The organism is Rhizorhabdus antheiae (assembly GCF_049889055.1).
Classification (GTDB): domain Bacteria; phylum Pseudomonadota; class Alphaproteobacteria; order Sphingomonadales; family Sphingomonadaceae; genus Rhizorhabdus.
Window position 1 is genome coordinate 210,515 of record NZ_JBLTWO010000008.1, and the last position, 18,148, is coordinate 228,662.

General features: G+C 65.0%; 20 protein-coding genes. 15 read left to right on the forward strand and 5 right to left on the reverse strand.

Annotated features, from left to right (window positions below):
* Positions 1–94: 94 nt before the first annotated feature.
* The 3 genes from epsC to ACNI3R_RS15930 are packed head-to-tail and all read left to right on the forward strand — an operon-like array spanning position 95 to position 3,096.
* Positions 95–1,069, forward strand: coding sequence for a serine O-acetyltransferase EpsC (epsC, locus tag ACNI3R_RS15920; RefSeq protein ID WP_426185085.1), 975 nt, complete (start codon positions 95–97; stop codon positions 1,067–1,069).
* Positions 1,059–1,691, forward strand: a complete 633-nt coding sequence (locus ACNI3R_RS15925) for an RBBP9/YdeN family alpha/beta hydrolase (RefSeq protein ID WP_426185087.1) — start codon at positions 1,059–1,061, stop codon at positions 1,689–1,691. Before epsC ends, ACNI3R_RS15925 begins: the two co-directional genes overlap by 11 nt.
* 31 nt (positions 1,692–1,722) lie before the next feature.
* Positions 1,723–3,096, forward strand: coding sequence for an alanine/glycine:cation symporter family protein (locus tag ACNI3R_RS15930; RefSeq protein ID WP_426185089.1), 1,374 nt, complete (start codon positions 1,723–1,725; stop codon positions 3,094–3,096).
* A gap of 30 nt (positions 3,097–3,126) precedes the next feature.
* Here ACNI3R_RS15930 and ACNI3R_RS15935 read toward each other — a convergent pair whose 3' ends face one another.
* On the reverse strand, positions 3,127–4,944 hold the full coding sequence (locus tag ACNI3R_RS15935; RefSeq protein ID WP_426185091.1) for a gamma-glutamyltransferase family protein: 1,818 nt from the start codon (positions 4,942–4,944) through the stop codon (positions 3,127–3,129).
* A 14-nt stretch (positions 4,945–4,958) separates the two neighbouring features.
* A complete protein-coding gene (locus tag ACNI3R_RS15940) occupies positions 4,959–6,188 on the reverse strand; it encodes a threonine synthase (RefSeq protein ID WP_426185093.1) in 1,230 nt (409 codons plus the stop codon).
* Between the two features lie 167 nt (positions 6,189–6,355).
* On the opposite strand from ACNI3R_RS15940, the gene ACNI3R_RS15945 reads away from it, so the two are divergent.
* Complete coding sequence (locus ACNI3R_RS15945) at positions 6,356–6,781, forward strand: organic hydroperoxide resistance protein (protein ID WP_426185095.1); 426 nt, start codon at positions 6,356–6,358, stop codon at positions 6,779–6,781.
* Entirely contained in the window at positions 6,778–7,245 is a 468-nt protein-coding gene (locus tag ACNI3R_RS15950; protein ID WP_426185097.1) for a MarR family winged helix-turn-helix transcriptional regulator, read from the forward strand. Before ACNI3R_RS15945 ends, ACNI3R_RS15950 begins: the two co-directional genes overlap by 4 nt.
* A 29-nt stretch (positions 7,246–7,274) precedes the next feature.
* Here the strand turns inward: ACNI3R_RS15950 and ACNI3R_RS15955 are convergent, their stop codons facing one another.
* Both ACNI3R_RS15955 and ACNI3R_RS15960 read right to left on the reverse strand, forming a co-directional pair.
* Entirely contained in the window at positions 7,275–7,532 is a 258-nt protein-coding gene (locus tag ACNI3R_RS15955; protein ID WP_426185099.1) for a hypothetical protein, read from the reverse strand.
* 255 nt (positions 7,533–7,787) lie between these two features.
* Positions 7,788–8,681, reverse strand: a complete 894-nt coding sequence (locus tag ACNI3R_RS15960) for an iron-containing redox enzyme family protein (RefSeq protein ID WP_426185101.1) — start codon at positions 8,679–8,681, stop codon at positions 7,788–7,790.
* Positions 8,682–8,882: 201 nt separating this feature from the next.
* Here ACNI3R_RS15960 and ACNI3R_RS15965 point away from each other — a divergent pair, with 201 nt between their 5' ends.
* The 10 genes from ACNI3R_RS15965 (at position 8,883) to ACNI3R_RS16010 (ending at position 17,689) form a co-directional block, all read left to right on the forward strand.
* The gene (locus ACNI3R_RS15965) at positions 8,883–9,302 is read left to right on the forward strand and encodes a secondary thiamine-phosphate synthase enzyme YjbQ (RefSeq protein WP_426185103.1); all 420 of its coding nucleotides are present in this window, start codon (positions 8,883–8,885) and stop codon (positions 9,300–9,302) included.
* Positions 9,299–9,772 carry an NUDIX domain-containing protein gene (locus ACNI3R_RS15970; RefSeq protein WP_426185105.1) on the forward strand — a complete coding sequence of 158 codons (474 nt, stop codon included), beginning with the start codon at positions 9,299–9,301 and terminating at the stop codon, positions 9,770–9,772. The genes ACNI3R_RS15965 and ACNI3R_RS15970 overlap by 4 nt, the downstream gene beginning before the upstream one ends.
* 75 nt (positions 9,773–9,847) lie before the next feature.
* A complete protein-coding gene (locus ACNI3R_RS15975) occupies positions 9,848–12,220 on the forward strand; it encodes an HAD family hydrolase (protein WP_426185107.1) in 2,373 nt (790 codons plus the stop codon).
* 174 nt (positions 12,221–12,394) lie between these two features.
* The gene (locus tag ACNI3R_RS15980) at positions 12,395–12,700 is read left to right on the forward strand and encodes a hypothetical protein (RefSeq protein ID WP_426185109.1); all 306 of its coding nucleotides are present in this window, start codon (positions 12,395–12,397) and stop codon (positions 12,698–12,700) included.
* Positions 12,700–13,038 (forward strand): hypothetical protein, encoded by a 339-nt coding sequence (locus ACNI3R_RS15985; protein WP_426185111.1) that lies wholly within the window; start codon positions 12,700–12,702, stop codon positions 13,036–13,038. The genes ACNI3R_RS15980 and ACNI3R_RS15985 overlap by 1 nt, the downstream gene beginning before the upstream one ends.
* Positions 12,980–13,690 (forward strand): terminase large subunit domain-containing protein, encoded by a 711-nt coding sequence (locus ACNI3R_RS15990; RefSeq protein WP_426185113.1) that lies wholly within the window; start codon positions 12,980–12,982, stop codon positions 13,688–13,690. Before ACNI3R_RS15985 ends, ACNI3R_RS15990 begins: the two co-directional genes overlap by 59 nt.
* A complete protein-coding gene (locus tag ACNI3R_RS15995) occupies positions 13,687–14,427 on the forward strand; it encodes a phage terminase large subunit family protein (RefSeq protein WP_426185115.1) in 741 nt (246 codons plus the stop codon). The genes ACNI3R_RS15990 and ACNI3R_RS15995 overlap by 4 nt, the downstream gene beginning before the upstream one ends.
* A gap of 93 nt (positions 14,428–14,520) precedes the next feature.
* Positions 14,521–15,129: a hypothetical protein gene (locus ACNI3R_RS16000; protein ID WP_426185117.1), complete on the forward strand. Its 609-nt coding sequence runs from the start codon at positions 14,521–14,523 to the stop codon at positions 15,127–15,129.
* Positions 15,119–15,490, forward strand: coding sequence for a hypothetical protein (locus ACNI3R_RS16005; RefSeq protein WP_426185119.1), 372 nt, complete (start codon positions 15,119–15,121; stop codon positions 15,488–15,490). The genes ACNI3R_RS16000 and ACNI3R_RS16005 overlap by 11 nt, the downstream gene beginning before the upstream one ends.
* Before the next feature lie 183 nt (positions 15,491–15,673).
* Complete coding sequence (locus ACNI3R_RS16010; RefSeq protein WP_426185121.1) at positions 15,674–17,689, forward strand: portal protein; 2,016 nt, start codon at positions 15,674–15,676, stop codon at positions 17,687–17,689.
* Positions 17,690–17,800: 111 nt separating this feature from the next.
* Here the strand turns inward: ACNI3R_RS16010 and ACNI3R_RS16015 are convergent, their stop codons facing one another.
* A complete protein-coding gene (locus tag ACNI3R_RS16015; protein WP_426185123.1) occupies positions 17,801–18,106 on the reverse strand; it encodes a hypothetical protein in 306 nt (101 codons plus the stop codon).
* Between the last annotated feature and the right edge of the window lie 42 nt (positions 18,107–18,148).

Below are 18,148 nucleotides of genomic sequence, written 5' to 3' on the forward strand. Positions count from 1 at the left end.
GGCGGGCGATATATTTCCTATCAAAACAGTAGAGAAAAATTGCTTTCCCTCCCAAGGCGGGCGGCTATCCCTGCGTCGAGCAAGAGAGGCCCTGATGACGAACGCTATCGACGACGGTCTGGACATACCGCCCGGCCATTATTGGGACATCGACCTGATCGCGTCCGAGCTGCGCGACGCACGCGACGATTGGCGCAATGCGCATCGCCGGCACGCGGAACTCGGCGCGGTCGGCTTCCCGTCGCGCCATGTGCTCGACAAGATCATGTCGGCGCTGTGCGGCGCGCTGTTTCCGCTGCGGCTCGGCCCGAGCTTCGTTCGCTTGCAGAATGAGGAGGCCTATGTCGCCGAGACTCTGCAGACCGCGCTCAGCCGGCTCTATGGGCAAATCAGGCTCGAACTGGGCTATTCGCGGGACGGGGAGGGGACGCACCGTGTCGACGACGAGGCCGGGCGCATCATCGCCCATTTTGCCCGGTCGCTGCCGTCGCTGCGGCGGCTTTTGGACAAGGATATAGAGGCTGCCTATGCGGGCGACCCGGCGGCGCGCAGCGTCGACGAGGTCTTGATCTGCTACCCCTGCGTGATCGCCATCGTCCACCATCGGCTAGCGCATCTTTTGCACCGGCTCGGGGCCCCGCTGGTGGCGCGAATCATTTCCGAGATCGCCAATTCGCGGACGGGGATCGACATTCATCCGGGCGCGACGATCGGCGAGTCTTTCTTTATCGATCATGGTACCGGGGTGGTGATCGGCGAGACGGCAGTGATCGGCGATCGCGTCCGCCTCTATCAGGCGGTGACGCTCGGTGCGCGGAGCTTTCCCGCAGATGAGGACGGCGCGATCAAGCGCGGACAGCCGCGCCACCCGGTCGTCGAGGACGATGTCGTGATCTATGCGGGCGCGACGATCCTGGGTCGGGTGACGATCGGCGCGGGTTCGACGATCGGCGGCAATGTGTGGCTGACGTCGAGCGTGCCGCCCGGCAGCATGGTGCACCAGGCGCGCGCGGACCGGGATGCGGGCGAGCGTACGGCACTTCTGGCGGGAGCGGGCGATGAGCAGTGAGTGTCCGCTGTGCCTGATCGTGCCGGGGCTCGACAATTCGGGACCGGACCATTGGCAGACATTGTGGCAGGCGCGCCGCGACGACTGCCGCCGGGTCGATCTCGGCTGCTGGTCGGAGCCGGACCGGCGCATCTGGACCGAGCGGCTGGACGCGGCCGTGGCGATGACCGACGGCCCGCTGGTGCTGGTCGCGCATAGCCTGGGCTGCCTGACGATCGCCTGGTGGGCTCAGGCGTTCGAGACGGCGAACCTCGGCCGGGTGAAAGGCGCGCTGCTGGTTGCGCCCCCCGATGTCGATGCGGCGGATGCCCATGCGCTGGTCCGTCGTTTTTCGCCGTCGCCGGGGCGGCAACTGCCCTTTCCCTCGATCCTCGTCGCGAGCCGCAACGACCGCTATGCGACCTTCGACCGGCTCGAGCGGCTGGCCGGGGCGTGGGGCAGCCGGTTCGTCGATGCGGGCCATTGCGGGCACATCAACGCGCAGTCCGATCTTGGATATTGGCCGGACGGCGAGGTGTTGCTCGAAGAGCTGATTGCGGGCGAGCGGCGCATCGCGGATGTCGGAACCGGCAGGCCGCAGGCGGCGACGGATCGCAATGACCGGACGCGGACTTGGCAATGACAAGGTCGAACAACCGGGCTAGCGTTCGGTGATGGAGAGTTTCAATCGCATCGTCGACGCGCTGACCGGCGCGGTCTTCTTCAAGATTCCGCTGCTGGGCACGCAGATCGAGCTGGTCGTGCTCTATCTGGCCGTGCCGATGCTCTTCTTCACGGTCTGGCTGGGCTTTCCGAACGTCCGCTGCATCGGGCATGCGTTCCGCATCCTGCGCAACCAGCCGCGCGAAGGCGAGGCGAAGGGCGACGTCAGCCAGTTCGCCGCGCTGACGACGGCGCTGTCGGGCACGATCGGGCTGGGCAATATCGCCGGCGTGGCGGTCGCGCTGACGATGGGCGGGCCGGGTGCGATCTTCTGGATGTTCGCGATCGGCTGGTTCGCGATGACGGTGAAGATGGCCGAGGTCACGCTGGGGCTGAAATATCGCGTCACCGACGAATATGGCCATGTCCATGGCGGACCGATGTATGTGCTGAAGGCGGTGCTGGGGCGGCGTGGGCTGCCGCGCCTGGGCGTCGTCCTCGGCGGCTTCTATGCCTTCTTCGCGCTGTTCGGTGCCATTCCGATGGTGCAGGTTAACCAGAGCTTTGCGCAGGTCAGCGTCGTCACCGGCTTCACCAATGGCTGGATCTACGGCATCGGCCTGGCCTTCGCGGTTTCGCTGGTGACGCTCGGCGGTGCGCATTGGCTGGGCGAGGTATCGAAGCGGCTGACGCCGTTGAAGGTCGGCGTCTATCTGGCGGGTATCGTCGCCATCCTCGTGCTGCATGCCGATGCCATCCCGGCGGCGCTCGCGGCGATCTGGCGCGGAGCCTGGGGCCTCGACGCGGCGGCCGGTGGCGCGGTGGGCGCCTTCGTGGCGGGCATGCGCCGGGCTGTGTTCGCGAGCGAAGCGGGCGTGGGATCGGCGGTGATGGCGCACAGCCTCGCGCGGACCGAGCATCCGGTGTCGGAGGGCATGGTAGCGTTGCTGGAGCCGCTGCTGGGCACGATGATCGTGTGCGGCATCGGCGGGCTGGCGATGGTCGTGGCGGGGACATGGACCGATCCGAGCCTCAAGGGGATCGAAATCACGAGCGCTGCCTTCGCGCATGTGTCGAGCTGGTTCCCGCTTCTGCTCGCGATCGTCGTGGTGCTGTTCGCCTATTCGACGCTGGTCGCCTGGGGCTTCTATGGTCTGCAGGCCTGGGGCTATCTGTTCGGGCACGGGCCGAAGGCGCAGTGGAGCTACAAGATCCTCTACATCGTGGCGCTGCCGCCGGCGGCGGTGATCGACCTTGGGCGCGTGATCGACATCATCGACAGCAGCTTCTTCCTGATGGCGATACCCAATGTCCTTGCGCTGTTCCTGTGCGCGGGCGAACTGCGCCGCGACGTCAGGGCCTATCGCGACCAGATCCGCATCTGATCGACCGGGCGGCCGGAGCCGCCCGATCCGTCAATAGGCGAGAGCGCAGCCGTCGGCGCGCATTTCGCTCGCTGCGGCATAGACGCGTTCCTGCCCGTCCATGCGGTGTTCGACCGCCTGATAGCGGCCGAAGGCGGCGTCGGATTCGCCGAGCGTCCAGCCCCGCGACGTGAGCCCCTCGCGCGTTGCGGCCGGGACGCCATTTTCGAGGCGAAGCAGGCCGGTCGCGGGGAGGCCTGGCGAATCCTCGCCCATCGACTGAGACGAGCCTTCATGATGCCAGCGCGGGCTGTCGCCGGCCGCCTGGACATCGAGGCCATAGTCGCGGCGATTGACGATGATCTGGGTCTGGCCCTGGGGCTGCATGTCGCCGCCCATGACGCCGAAGCTCATCCACGGGCTGTCGCCGCGCGTCGCGAAACCGGGAATGATCGTCTGGAAGGGGCGCTTGCCCGGCGCATAGATGTTGGGATGGCCATCCTTCAGCGAGAAGAGCTGGCCCCGGTCCTGGAACATGAAGCCGAGCCCGTCGGCCACCAGCCCCGATCCCATTCCCCGGAAATTGGACTGGATCATCGACACCATCATCCCGTCCTTGTCGGCGCAGGTGAAATAGGTGGTGTCGCCCCGCGAGGGCGCCTGGCCCGGCCGAACGTCCGGACTGATCCGGTCGGGCCGGATCAGGCGGGCGCGCTGGGCGGCATAGTCCTTCGAGATCAACCACTCGACCGGGATCTTCGAGAAGTTCGGATCGGCGTAATAGCGGGAGCGATCCTCATAGGCGAGGCGCTTGGCCTCGGCCTGGAGGTGGATCGACAGGGCCGACTGGAAGCCGGCGCCCTCCATGTCGAAATTCTCCAGGATGTTCAGCATCTGCAGCGTTGCGATGCCCTGCGTGTTGGCGCCCAGAGCATGAACGCCGACGCCGCGATAGTCGGTCTTGTGCGGCGTGATCCATTCGCCCTTGTGCGCGGCGAGGTCCTCAGCGCGCAGCCAGCCGCCGATCCGCCGGAAATAGGCGTCGATCGTCTTCGCGATCTCGCCCTTGTAAAAGGCGTCGCGCCCGCCCTCGGCGATCATCCTGTAGGTGCGAGCAAGATCGGGGTTGCGGAAGATGCTGCCGGTCTGCGGGCCGGTGCCGCCCATCGACCAGGTCCGCAAGGCGTTGTCGGTCTCCTCGATACCATTGCCCGGCCTGCGGAAGTTCACGAGGGCGCGGCGGATATAATAAGCGATGATGTCGGGGACGGGGGCTCCGTTGGTTGCCAGATCGATCGCAGGCTCGAACAGCTCCGCCCATTTCAGGCGGCCATAGCGCTGGTGCATCATGGTCCAGGCGTCGACCGTGCCCGGCACCGACACGGTGACTGCGCCGAGCGGCGGCAGGGCGCCGTTCACCGCGCGGGCGCGGGCCGTTTCCAAAGAGAGCGCGCGCGGCGAGGCGCCCGAGCCGGCCAGACCCATGATCGCCTTGGCCTTCGGGTCCCAGAGCATGGCATAGCAATCGCCGCCGATGCCGCAGGAGGTCGGTTCGAGAAATCCGAGACAGGCGTTGATTGCGATGGCTGCGTCGACGGCCGAACCGCCCTTGCGCAGGATAGCGATTCCGGCTTGGGTCGCCAGCGGATGGGCGGTGCCGGCCGCGCCCGACATGCCATAGGCGGCGGTTCGGCTGGCGAAGCTCGCACCCACCGGGCGGTCGCCTGCATGGACGTCGTTCCTGTCGAAGCGATCCTCACCGTCGTGCCAGCGGGGCGCAGGGGGCAGGGGACCGGTCGCCTGTGCAGCGAGAGCCGGTGCCGCAAGAGCCGCGGCCGGGAGGGAGGCGAGGAAGAGGCGGCGGTCCATGGCTGCGGTCCTTTTCAGAGCGAGTCGAAGTCGATGGCTTGGGTGCGGTCCAATGTCCGGGGGGCAGGCGGCATCGGATATTTCAGTCCCGTCGAGCAGTTGAACAGGACGGCACGGTCGCTTTCGGACACCCAGCCCCGAGCCAGCGCGAGGCGATAGGCGGCGAGCGTGGCGCCGCCCTCGGGGCACAACAACAGTCCATCCTTGCGGGCGGCGTCCTCGACCGCCTGGAGGGTGGCGTCGTCCTCGACCGCAATGGCCCGGCCTCCGCTGGCGCGCACGGCGCGGAGGATCAGGAAGTCGCCGACCGCACGCGGCACGCGGATTCCGGCAGCGACCGTGTGGGCACCTTCCCAACGCTCGGCATGTTCGACGCCGTCATCGAAGGCCTTCACGATCGGCGCGCAACCGGCCGCCTGCACGGCAAACATCTTCGGGCGCGTGGACCCTATCCAGCCGAGCGCTTCGAGCTCGTCGAATGCCTTCCACATGCCGATCAGACCGGTGCCGCCGCCGGTCGGATAGAAGATGGCATCGGGCAGTTCCCAGCCGAGCTGCGCGGCGAGTTCGAGCCCCATCGTCTTCTTGCCTTCGATCCGATAGGGCTCCTTGAGGGTGGAGAAGTCGAACCAGCGACCCTGCCGCGCGCCTTCGCCGACGATCGCGCCGCAATCGTCGATCAGACCGTTGACCCGCCAGACGCGGGCACCCTGCATGGCGATCTCGCGGACGTTGATCTCTGGCGTGTCCTCCGGGCAGAAGACGATCGTCTCGATCCCACATCGTGTCGCATAGGCGGCGAGCGCGGCGCCCGCATTGCCATTGGTCGGCATGGCGATGCGCGTGACGCCGAGGGCCTTCGCCATCGACACGGCCATGACCAGGCCGCGCGCCTTGAACGAGCCGGTGGGGAGTCTGCCCTCGTCCTTTACGACCACCGCCCGTCCGGTCGAGCGAGGCAGCGGAATGAGGGGCGTTTCGATCTCGCCAAGGCTGACGATGTCCTCACTCCGGCGAACGGGCAGCAATTCGCGCCAGCGCCACATGTCGGTCGGCCGGCGCTCGACATCGGTGCGGGACAGTCGCCTGCCGATGGCGGGCAGGTCGTAGCGGACGAGAAGGGGCCGGCCCGCTGCCGAGAGACCATGGAGTTGATCGGCGGGATAAAGCTCGCCGGTGAGCGAGCATTCGAGATGGGTGACGAAGCTGGGCCGCGCTTCGATCAGGTTGGCATTTCTCTCCATCCATCTGTCTTATCGATAGAATTTCAACGCGCAAAGCCTTGAGGCCGTGGACGGACAGCCCTTTGGGTCATTCTTGGGTCGATTGCGCATTTAAAATTTCTACAATATAGTTGCGCGCAATATAATTGTTCCTACATGGTTATCGCCACAGGAAGAAGGACGGTGAAATGAGCCAACTTTACACGACCCGGGTGCATGCGCATGGCGGCCGCAGCGGCGCGATCAAGAGCGAGGACGGGATCCTCGATCTGCCGCTCGCTCTGCCCAAGGAGCTTGGCGGCAAGGGCGGTGCCACGAACCCCGAACAGCTGTTCGCTGCCGGTTATGCAGCCTGTTTCGAGAATGCGGTCATCCATGTCACCCGCAGTCAGGCCGATAAGGTGACGGATGACGACATCGAGGTTTCCTGCGAAGTCGGTCTGTTGCCGAACGGGCAGGGCGGCTTTACCCTAACCGTCGCGCTCGATGTCGAAATCGCCGGTGTCGACCAGGCAAAGGCCGAAGAGATCGTCGCGGCTGCACACGGCGTGTGCCCCTATTCCAACGCGATCCGTGGGAATGTCGACGTCAAGTTCAAGGTTTTCACGCAATGACGAATGAGGTGGCAGCGATCGACGGAGAACAGGATCCCCTGCTGCTCGACCGGCAGGTCTGTTTTCCGCTCTACGCTGCCACCAATTTGCTCAACCGCCTCTATGGACCGGTCCTGCGCGAACTGGGGCTGACCTATCCCCAATATCTGGTCATGCTGGTGCTGTGGGAGAAAGCGCCGCAGACGGTCGGCACGCTGGGTGCGCGCCTCTATCTCGACAGCGGGACGCTAACGCCGCTGTTGAAGCGAATGGAGGCGTCGGGGCTGGTGACCCGAGCGCGCGATCCGGCGGACGAGCGTCGCGTTGTCATCAGCCTGACCGAACAAGGCAGGATATTGCGGGATCGCGCGGTGCATGTGCCCGCCACGATCGCCGGTGGGCGCACGCCCGAGGGTCTCGAGGAGTTGCGCGAGAGCGTGCGGGGCCTGGTCGCGATGCTTGCGGAACACCGCCCGCAAGGTTGACCGCGACCATGGACCTTTATGCCTTGCCCTTAGTGCGCTGCCAGCCAGGTGCGGGCGCGGCGCTGTGCCTCTGCGATTTCCTGTCGGCTCATCTGGTGGGCGATGTCCGCGCGGCAGTGCTGCGCCTCTGCCGAACCGGATAGCGCCGCCAGATTGAACCACTGGTGGGCCGTGACGAGGTCGAGCGGGAAGCCGTCGGCGCCGGTCGAATAGGCGAAGCCGAGGTCCAGCATATTTTCCGTGTCCGTGGCGGTCAGTACCGCCGCACTAGCGATATTGGTTCCCATGGCCAAACTCCTTCTGGGAGCAACATCGCCAATGTGCGGCAAACAAATGGTTAACGAGCCAATATACGATGGTCTAACTACAGTTGCGGAAAGCGGTGCATGGTATCAGCATCATCAATGCCGGCGTTCCCGCCATCTCCTTGAAAAGACGACGTCTGAAATATCGACGTGTCGAGATCCTCACACGCTGGACCCGAACTGCCGATTTACCCTAGGTATTAATACGAGCAACTGGTCGAGGCGTGCCGGCGCTCGTCATTTCCACAATTTGGCGCGATAGCGGTCGAAGCAGCGAGCTCCGCAGCGAAGGCGTATCAGCGCACCTTCCGCCATGGCGGTGGCGCGCGACGGGTCTTCCTCAAGCAGGGGCCGGACGGCTTCGCTGTTCCAGTCGGCGCTGTGCTTGACGTCGAGAACGGCGTGCAGGTCGAAATATCGTCGCTCGCGGTCGCTTAGACCGATCCGGCGCAGGCCCCTGGCGACCAGCGCGGAGCGGACGGGCGCGGTCAACTCGATCACGCCGAGGGCGCCAACGGAGTGCCATGCATAATCGCGGTGGGTTGCCATGGCCGTCATCGCATTGGCCAAGGCAAGACTTTCCCAGACGGTGCCGTCGATCGTCGGTTCGACTTCAAGTACGTCGACCAGCACGTCGAGCATCGGACCGTGCATGCCGGCCGGATTGCCGCGGCCCATTTCGTCCCAATAGTTGCGTGCCAGCTCGAGCTTTGCACGGGCAGGCATCTTTATCTGTGTCAGGGCGACGAGATCGTCGAAACCGGCTTCGCCGGCAGCCTCCTGTTCGAAGAACCAGCGCAACTGGTCGCGGTCAGCCTGTTCGGCCAGCCAAGAGAAGAGCGGATCGCCCTGGCCGGGGCCGACGGCCTTCAAATCTTCGAACCAAGTGATAAAGCCGTTGGCGTCATGCGGCACCCGGCTCGCTTCGACCATTACATTCGCGCGCAGATGGGCCAGGAAGGCGCGTTCCAGACGCAGCATGCGAACGGTGCGCTCGAACATCTCGCTGCCACCATCGGGATGACGCGGAGACAAGCGCTCTCGGTTCCAGTGCGCCAGGCCCCTCTGAAAGGTCTCGGTCAGGAATTGGGATCCATGATCTTCCCGCATGCTCTTGTGAGGGGTAGCCATCTATCTGCCTTCAAAAGAAATATGCCCGATGAACGAAGGCCGGAGAGGGGAGTTCCTATTGTGACGGGCCCGGCTCGCAGACAGGTCGAGACAGGTCTCGGCTCGTCGGCGAGCGATGACGCGGTACGATTGACGGTGGGGCGGCAGTTGGGGGATGCAGCGAGAACGAGATCGCCGTGGCGGTCCGCATTGGGAGGAAGGATGCGTCAGGTTCAGTACCCGCTGATCGTCGACAGCCCCCGGCAGGGTCTGATCGAGATAAGCGCCGAGGTGATCGGTTGGGTGGAGGCGCAGGGCATGCGAGCCGGACTTATCACGCTGTTCTGCGCGCACAGTTCTGCGTCGCTGCTGATACAGGAAAATGCCGCGCCCGAGGCGCGTGCCGACATCGAGCGATACTTCGCACGGATCGCTCCCGAAGATTCTTCCGCTTATGCCCATGACGACGAAGGCCCGGACGATATGCCGGCCCATTTGCGGGCCGCGCTGACGCAGACGCATCTGTCCATTCCCTTGATAGATGGGCGGCTGGCGCTGGGGCGGTGGCAGGGGATATTCCTGTTCGAACATCGGCGGCACCCGCAGCGGCGGACGCTGATCCTGCACATGGTCGGGGAATGATGCGCCCACGAAGCGCTGGCGTGCTGCCCTATCGCCGCGCTGGCGGGCGGATCGAGATTCTGCTCGTACTGCCGGGCGGCCCTTATTGGCGCAGCCGGGGCGCCGGCGCCTGGCAGATCGCCAAAGGGGCCATAGAGAAAGGCGAGACCCCCGAAGTAGCCGCCCGTCGCGAAGCGCAGGAAGAGCTTGGCGTGGAGGTGCCTGCTACGCTTCTGCCGCTGGGCTCGGTCCGTCAGAAGGCGGGCAAGGAGGTCGAGGCGTTCGGGGTGGAAATGGACATCGATCCGGCAGACATCCGCAGCAATTTGTTCGAGCTCGAATGGCCGCGCCATAGCGGGCGTCTGCAGAGCTTTCCGGAAGTGGCGGAAGGACGATGGTTTTCGCCCGAGGAGGCGATGGGGCAGATGCTGGAGAGCCAGCGACCGTTCATCGCCCGGCTATTGGATGTGCTGAGCAGAACCCCGCGCTGACTGGCTCGATCATGGTTAACGCGATCTTAGGGTTCGCGCGCGATACCGGCGTCACATTCCGCCGGAAGGATTAGCATGAAGATCGCCGTGACCGCGCAGGACATCGCCGGCTTGCTCGACCGGGTTCCGCCGACCGTCTCCATTCTGTCGCTCGACTGTTTCGACACCCTGTTGTGGCGGAACTGTCAGGCGCCATCGGACGTGTTCGCGGACCTGCCGATCGAGGGCGGTGCGATCGAGCAACGCGTGATCGCCGAGCGCGAGGCGCGCAAGGCCGAGGCTTATCGGTCGGGACGGCGGGAAGTCGCGATCGAAACGATCCACGCTCGCATCCTTCCTGGCGCAGAGGCGCAGCAGGTGTCGGCTTCCGTCGCGGCAGAGATCTCCGCAGAGGCGCGGCACTGTTACCCGTTCCAACCCGTCGTCGCGCTCATGCGCGCGGCCAAGGCGCGCGGGCTCAGGACAGTTCTCGTCAGCGATACCTATTTCAGCAGCAAGCAACTCCGATCGCTGGTTGAGGCGGCCGCCGGCGTCGAAGTGGCTGGGCTGATCGATATGATCTTCACCTCTTCCGAATATGGGCTCAGCAAGGCCGAAGGGCTGTTTCAGCCGGTGCTGGACGCGCTGGGCGTGCGCCCGCAGGCGGTTTTCCACCTGGGTGACAACAGCGTTGCCGACCAGCAGGCGCCATCGGCACTGGGCATCGCCACCGCCCACTTCGTGCAGTTCGACACGGAAGCAGAGACGCGGCTGCGGCTGGAAGCCATGGCCGCCGTCCTGCTGGAGCCCGCGACTCGGCAGACCGAAGCCGCGATGCAGCCGCATCGCCCGCTCCTGTCGATGCGCAGCGAACAGGATATCGCCTTTCTGATGGGGCATGACGTCATCGGGCCGCTGCTGCATGGCTTTTCCGAGTGGCTGGACGAGGAGGTCGCTCTTTTGTCCGAGCTTTATGGCCGGCCCGTGAAGATGATGTTCCTCATGCGTGACGGCTTCCTGCCCATGAAGCTGTTCGAGACGCTGGGAACGGGGCGCACCATTGGCGAACTCTCGATCAGCCGCCTGACTGCGGGGCGGGCCAGCCTGATGGACCAGGCGGCAGTCGAGGCCCTCGTCGCGCGCGAGGCCGGAAAACAGCGACTTGACGTGATTGGCGGGATGCTGCTGCTTGAGCCGCACGAGGCCCGCAAGATCGCGGGGCCTTCGGGCGAGGTCTCGGCGTTCGAGCGGAACATCTGCCAGCCGGAGGCCGCGCAGAAGGCGGTGCGCCGGTCGGCCCGCTATGCAGACCGGTTGATCGCCCATGTGCGCAAGCAAGGGGTGGAGGACGGCGACCTGTTGATGCTGGTCGATCTCGGCTATCACGGGACGGTGCAAGACCGGGTCGTGCCGCTGCTCAAGGCGCGGATGAACGTCGACGTCGCCGGCCGCTACCTGCTGCTGCGCGAGAACGAGCCGACGGGGCTCGACAAGAAGGGATGGTTCGACAAGCGGCACTACAGCCGTGAGATTCTGTCCGTTCTGGGTTCGTCCATCGCCGTGATCGAGCAGATCTGCACCCAAACCAAAGGGTCGGTTGTCGACTATCATCCCAATGGCAAGCCGATCCACGAAAAGGCGGGTGAGAAGGGCGGGCAGAGCGAGACGCGAGACCGAATCCAGGCCGGGGCGATAGCCTTTGGCGTGGCCGCCACCGCGCTCGGCAGAACGGCGAAGTCGGACGATGGCGACTGCCGCCGCAAGGTCGCCGCCGCGATCCTGGCGCGCCTGATGTATTTCCCGACCGCCTCCGAAGTCGCCACCATCGGCGACTTCACGCATGATGCCAATCTCGGGTCGTCGAGCCACATGAAGATGCTGGACAAATCGCGTTCCGTCCGCGGATTGCGCCGCCGCGGCCTTCACTATCTTCAGGGCACCGCGCGCATGTTCCTGCCCGGCGAACTGCAGGAACAGGGACTGGCGATGAATCTGGCGCTTTTCGAGATCGTTCGCGGCGCGCTGGATGTCCGCGAAAGCGATTTTCTTGCCGGCGGCATCAAGCTGCCGGTGATCCTGGCGAATGCCCGCGAGGATTGTATGGTCGAGATCGACGCCTATCCTACCCATGACGGCTATTATCGGATGATCGTCCCGGCCCGACAGGACCTGACCGTCGCCGTGCTGATCGGCACCACCTATGAAGCCGTGCAGATCGAGGATGTCAGCTTCCAGCCGATTGAGCTGCCGAGCGCCGAGGCGGGGCGGATCGAGCGCCCCGACATCGAGGCGCCCTATGTGCAGGAAGGGCTGGAGCCTGTGGTCGACGATCTCTTCCGGTGCTCACCGTCGGCGGCGCTGCTGATCCCGCCGCTGCCGGTCGTTGCCCAGGGGGATTACAAACTGTGCATCGCGTTCAGGCCGGTGGTCCGCCGGGCGGATGCGCAGGCGGAGCGCAAGGCGGCCTGATCGTTATGTTCTTATTTTGTTCTTGACTTCGCCGACTCGTTCGGATATGCACAAAAACACGGTGGGGCTGCTGCGTCGACCTTAGCTGGTTGATCGAGCCTCCTTTCCTATTGCAAGCGCCCGCAGGTCTCCGGTCCTGCGGGCGCTTTTTCTTTGCAGCCAGCGGAGACGAGAATGACCGTCGAAATCAGCTATTTTGCCCGCGTTGCGACCGGTGGGCTGCCGATCGCCGCCGACCCCGGCCAGGATGGCGGGCCGGCCGGGGCGCAGAGCCTGTCGATCGGCACCGCACCGGTTTCGAGCAATGTGACCCCTGACGGCCAGACCGCGCTGAGCCTGCTCGCAACCGAGGCCTTCCGGTATGAATATAGCCCGGCCGGGGCCGTCGCTGCGACGACGACGTCCCATTATGTTCCGGCGGGTGAACGTTTCTGGCTGGCGCCGCGCGCAGGCTACCGCTTCAGCCTGCGCACCGCCTGATGCGGCGTGTGCGGCTGACCGAGCCGCAGCCGGCGGGCGCTGACGAGACCGGTGGAGACCCGGCTGCAGATCCGGGGGAGGCGGTGGGCGACGCTGAGGAGCCGAGTGCCGACTTTCTTGAGGCATTGCGCGCGAACTGGGCGCGGCATGGCGCGCAGACGATCGACAAGGTGCGTGCCGACCGGCCACATGATTATCTGCGTCTGATCGCCTCGGCGCTCGCGCGGCGGCCGAACGACTCCGGCACGGTCGAGACGCTTAGCGATGACGAGATCGCCGATGAACTCCAGCGGACACTTGCCGCGCTTGCGGCGTCGGGCGCTGATCCTCGCACGTGAGCTTCAGCGCCGGCACGACCGCAATCGCCTGCTGCGCTATCGCCCCTATGCGCGGCAGAGAGAGTTTCACGATGCCGGCGCCGAACACCGGGAGCGCCTGTTCATGGCGGGTAACCAACTCGGCAAGACGGTGGCCGGCTCGTTCGAACTGGCGATGCACCTGACCGGGCGTTACCCCAGCTGGTGGCGGGGACGCCGCTTCGCAGAGGCAGGGCGCTATTGGGCGGCTGGCGAAACGCGGTTGTCCACGCGGGACACGGTGCAGAAGCTGCTGGTCGGCGCGCCCGAGCGCAGCGCCGATTGGGGGTGCGGGGCCATTCCGGGTGAAGCCATCGTCAGCGTCCACCGGGCGAATGGCGGCGCAAACATCCTGGATGCAGTGAGCGTGGCGCATCTGTCCGGCGGCGCCTCGACGCTCCTGTTCAAGACCTATGAGCAGGGCCGCGCCAAGTGGCAGGGCGATACGCTCAACGCGGTCTGGTTCGACGAGGAGCCGCCGGTCGACATCTATGTCGAGGGGCTGACCCGGACCAACGCGACCGAGGGGATGGTGATGCTGACCTTCACGCCGCTGAAAGGCATGAGCGAGGTGGTGCGGATGTTTCTCGACGAGGCGTCGCCGAACGCCGATCAGGGGAAGGGAACGCGATGAGCCGCCATGTCACGCGCATGACGATCGACGATGCGGAACATTATACGCCGGCCCAGCGCGCGGCGATCGTGGCGGCCTATCCGCCGCATGAACGCAAGGCGCGGGCGGAGGGAATCCCGATGCTCGGATCGGGACGTGTCTTTCCGGTCGACGAGGACCTGATCCGGGTGCCGGCGTTCGAGATACCCGCGCACTGGGTGCAGATCGGCGGGCTGGACTTCGGCTGGGACCACCCGACCGCTGCGGTGCGGCTGGCCTGGGATCGGGATGCGGACTGTCTCTACGTCACTGCATCCTATGGCCAGCGCGAAGCGACGCCACTGATCCATGCGGCGGCGCTGAAGCCGTGGGGGAGCTGGCTGCCGTGGGCGTGGCCCCATGACGGGTTGCAGCATGACAAGGGTTCGGGCGCGGCGCTGGCCCAGCAATATCGGGAGCAGGGTCTGGCGCTGCTGCCGGAGCGGGCCTGTTTCGAGGATGGCGGGAATGGGATCGAGGCCGGCATTGCGGAAATGCTCGATCGCATGCTGTCCGGCCGATGGAAGGTGTTCGACCATCTCGAGGACTGGTTCGCCGAGTTCAGGCTGTACCATCGCAAGGACGGCATCATCGTGAAGACGCGAGACGACCGGCTGTCGGCGTCGCGCTATGCAATGATGATGAAGAGGATGGCGCTTGCCGCGCCGAACGGATTGTCTTCCCGAGCCGTCGTCAACATGGGCGGCTGGATGGCCTGACTGCCAAAGCGACTCCCGCAGGTGTCGCCGTTCGACCTTTAGGTGAGCAGCCGTCGGCGGAAGAGGCGCAATCTGGAATGAGGAGAACCCCCGATGAACGGCCTTGCCGCACCAAGCCGCCCGAAGGAGGCTGTCAACAACGGACGGGATCGTCCAGTTTCATTACCCAAGATTCTGTTTCGCCGCTCTATGGAGCGCACACCTCCGCGCAGGGGATCGAGTCCCGCCAATTCCATGCCGCAGCGTGGTCGGACTGGATCGGGGCTCGGTGTGACGGTCAAACCCACGTCCTACGTGGACGCGGCACGGAAGGTCCTGGACAAGGCGGCGCTTGCCGCCGACGTCGCGGCCGTCGCCACTGCGGCGGGAGGGATCACAGCGCCCGCGGCGTTGGCGGCAAAGGGTCTCGGATGGGTTGCGGAGGGGGCTCTGCTCGGGGTCAACGCCTATGATGCCACCGCGAACGGCCGGGCTGGGCCGCTGTGGGCCCAAGTCACAAGCTTCCCGTCCCGGCTTCTGCCGGGAGGCCGCGCGCTTCAACGTACGTTGAAGCTTGTCAGAGGTCCCGCCGGGCCTCTGCGCAACACAATCGGGCGATTCAGGCGGTCGCACTTCGATAATGAGGGAGTGAAAGAGGCTGGCGATGTTGTGCGTGATCGCTATGTTCAAGCGCTCACGGACGAGATCTTCGATGATGAATAATTTCATCCATCATGCCAGCCGCATCGTTGTGCTTCCTTTTGCCCTGCTGGTGCGGTTCATCGGCCAGTGGACCGCCGAATATCAGAGCGGTCTGGATCTTTTGATCAAGGGTAAGGATTTCTCGGCCCGTATGGAGGGCTTCTCGCTGACGAAGCGCGTCGATGCGAAGTTCTTGCTGCTTGCCTCAATCCCTATTGTCATACCGATCTTCGTGAGAGAGCAGATCGGAAATTTTCCGCTGTTCAATGTCTTTATAGGCATCGGTGCAGTGTGGGGGATAGTGATTTTTTCTCTGGGCACTCGTGCTTATTGGAAGTGGTTCTGCAATAATCGAGAACTGTATAGATGGCGCAGACGTTGAGCGACTGCTCATAATTTAATCGATAGATGTGCATATCTCAATTGATCTCGGCATCAGAGCGCTGACAGCTTGATCAGGACGATGCTCGACGTCCTATCGTCGCTAAGCCGCCCCCGATAATCTCGCGCCCCAGCGACCCGCCTGCTGGCAGGCTCGCGGCTGCGTACTTCATGGGAACCGAAAATGGACGATATCGTCAAGGAGGCGGTGGAGGCCTTTGCCGCCGCCGAAGCGCATGAGAGTGACAATCGCGCGGCGGCGCTCGATGATCTGCGTTTCGCGCGGCTGGGTGGGGCCTGGCAGTGGCCGGACAAGGTGCGGCGACAGCGCGAGGCGGAGGGGCGACCCTGCCTGACGATCAACCGCATGCCGAGCTTCATCCGGCAGGTCGTCAACGACAGTCGACAGAACAAGCCGGCGATCTCGGTCCATCCGGTCGAGCGCGGTGACGCGAAGACGGCCGAGGTGATGAGCGGGCTGATCCGGAACATCGAGACGATGTCGAATGCCGACATCGCCTATGACACCGCGGTCGATTGCTCGGCGACGATGGGGTTCGGCTATATCCGGATCAATCTCGACTATGCGACCGACGACGGGTTCGAGAAGGACCTTGTCATCCGGCCCGTGCCCAACCCCTTCGCCATCTATGGCGATCCGTTCGCGCAGTCGTCGGACGGGTCGGACTGGTCGAGCGCCTTCGTGATCGAGCAGATGAGCGAGACGCATTATGCGCGCCGCTTTCCGACGGCCGAGACAATCGACTTTTCGAGTTCGGCCTGGAGCGGGTCGTCCGGCTGGCTGGATGGCCAGGAGCGCAGCGTTCGCGTTGCCGAATATTGGAAGCGCGAGGAGGTGGTCCGCCAACTCGTCCAATATGCGAGGCCGGACGGCGCGATCGCGGTCGCGCATGTCGACGAGCTTCCCCGGTTGCGGGCTCTTCTGGGCCCGATCGAGACGATCGGCCAGCCGCGTCCGGTGAAGTCGTTCGAGGTGACGCAATATGTGCTCAACGGATCGCATCTGCTGTCCGAGCAGGCCTGGCCGGGGCGGTTCATCCCGATCGTTCCGGTCTATGGCGAGGAGGTGAATGTCGAAGGGCGGCGTCATTTCCGTTCGCTGATCCGGGACGCGCGCGATCCGCAGCAGATGTTCAACTATTGGCGGACGATGGCGACCGAACTGGTCGCGCTGGCGCCCAAGGCTCCCTGGGTTGGCCGCCGGGGCGCTTTCGCCTCCGATCCGCGCTGGGCAACGGCGAACAATGCGACCCACGCCTTCCTTGAATATGACGGGCCGGAGCCGCCGATGCGACAGCCCTTCACCGGGGTGCCCGCCGGCGAGCTGCAGGCGGCGATGAACGCTGCCGACGACATGAAGGCGGTGATGGGACTGTACGACGCGTCGCTCGGCGCGCGGTCGAACGAGACCAGCGGGCGCGCGATATTGGCGCGGCAACGCGAGGGCGATGTGGCGACCTTCCACTTCATCGACAATCTCAGTCGGGCGATCCGCCAGACCGGCCGCATCCTGATCGACCTGATCCCCAAGGTCTACAACAGCGACCGGATGATCAGGGTGCTGGGGCAGGACGGCAAGGCCGCGATGGTGCGGATCACCGATCCCGACGGCGCGCCCGATCCGGCGGCCGATATCTACAATCTGACGATCGGCAAATATGATCTGACGGTGAAGGCGGGGCCGTCCTATTCGACCCAGCGCGAGGAGGCCGCGACGATGCTGACCGAGTTGGTCCGCGCCAACCCGCAGAGTGCGAGCCTGCTGGGCGACCTGATCGTCGAGAATCTCGACCTGCCCGGCGGGGAGAAGGTGATCAGGCGGTTGCAGGCGATCCTGCCGGATGCCGTCCGCCAGGCAGAGCAGGGGCAGGACCCCGCGCGCGAGGCCACCGCCCGCCAGGTCGAGCAGCTGCGCCAGGCGCTGGAACAGCTGGGCGGCCGGTTGCAGGCGGCCGAAGCCGATCGGCAGCGCGAGGACCGGCAGCTGGACATCGCGGCCTACAAGGCGGTGACCGACCGGCTTGCCGCCGTCGCGGGCCAGTTGCCGGCGGAGCTGCTGCAGATGCTCGTCGTCGAGACGTTGCAGGATGTCGCGCAGACGGCGGCTGCGGTGCCGGCGGAAGGGCCGCCGGTGAATGGCGGATTGCAAAGTGAGGCGGGCTTCGGCGCGTCGCTGTGACGAGCGGACATCGGTCGAGGTCGTGAACTCATAAAAGCAGACAGGGTATGGCCGTTTTTGGGTGTTTGCCTCAGATGGCGCGAATGGCTGTAACGGGGTGGAAGGCGGACCTTATCCGCCTGCCAAAGCTTCCTTGATTGCGAGCCGCAAATCGCCAAAGTCGGCACGATAAATGAGCTTTCCGGCCTCTTCCGTCGCCGTCCCAAAGGTCTCTTCGATGTCATCGAAAAAGACCACGCGGGTCGCCGTGCGGGCGACAACAAAGGCGCATTCCCTTCTGCCGAACCGCTCTATAGTAGAGGGATACGGGTCGATCAGCCGTTCTTCATATCGGACCCAGTCCGGTCCCGTATCGGCAGCCACATCCGCGATTGCTCGCAGCACATCGTCTTTGGTGGCGGGGCTCCAGTCGTTCATACTCGGCTTCATATCGCAGCCGCCGAATGACCGCTATTGGGT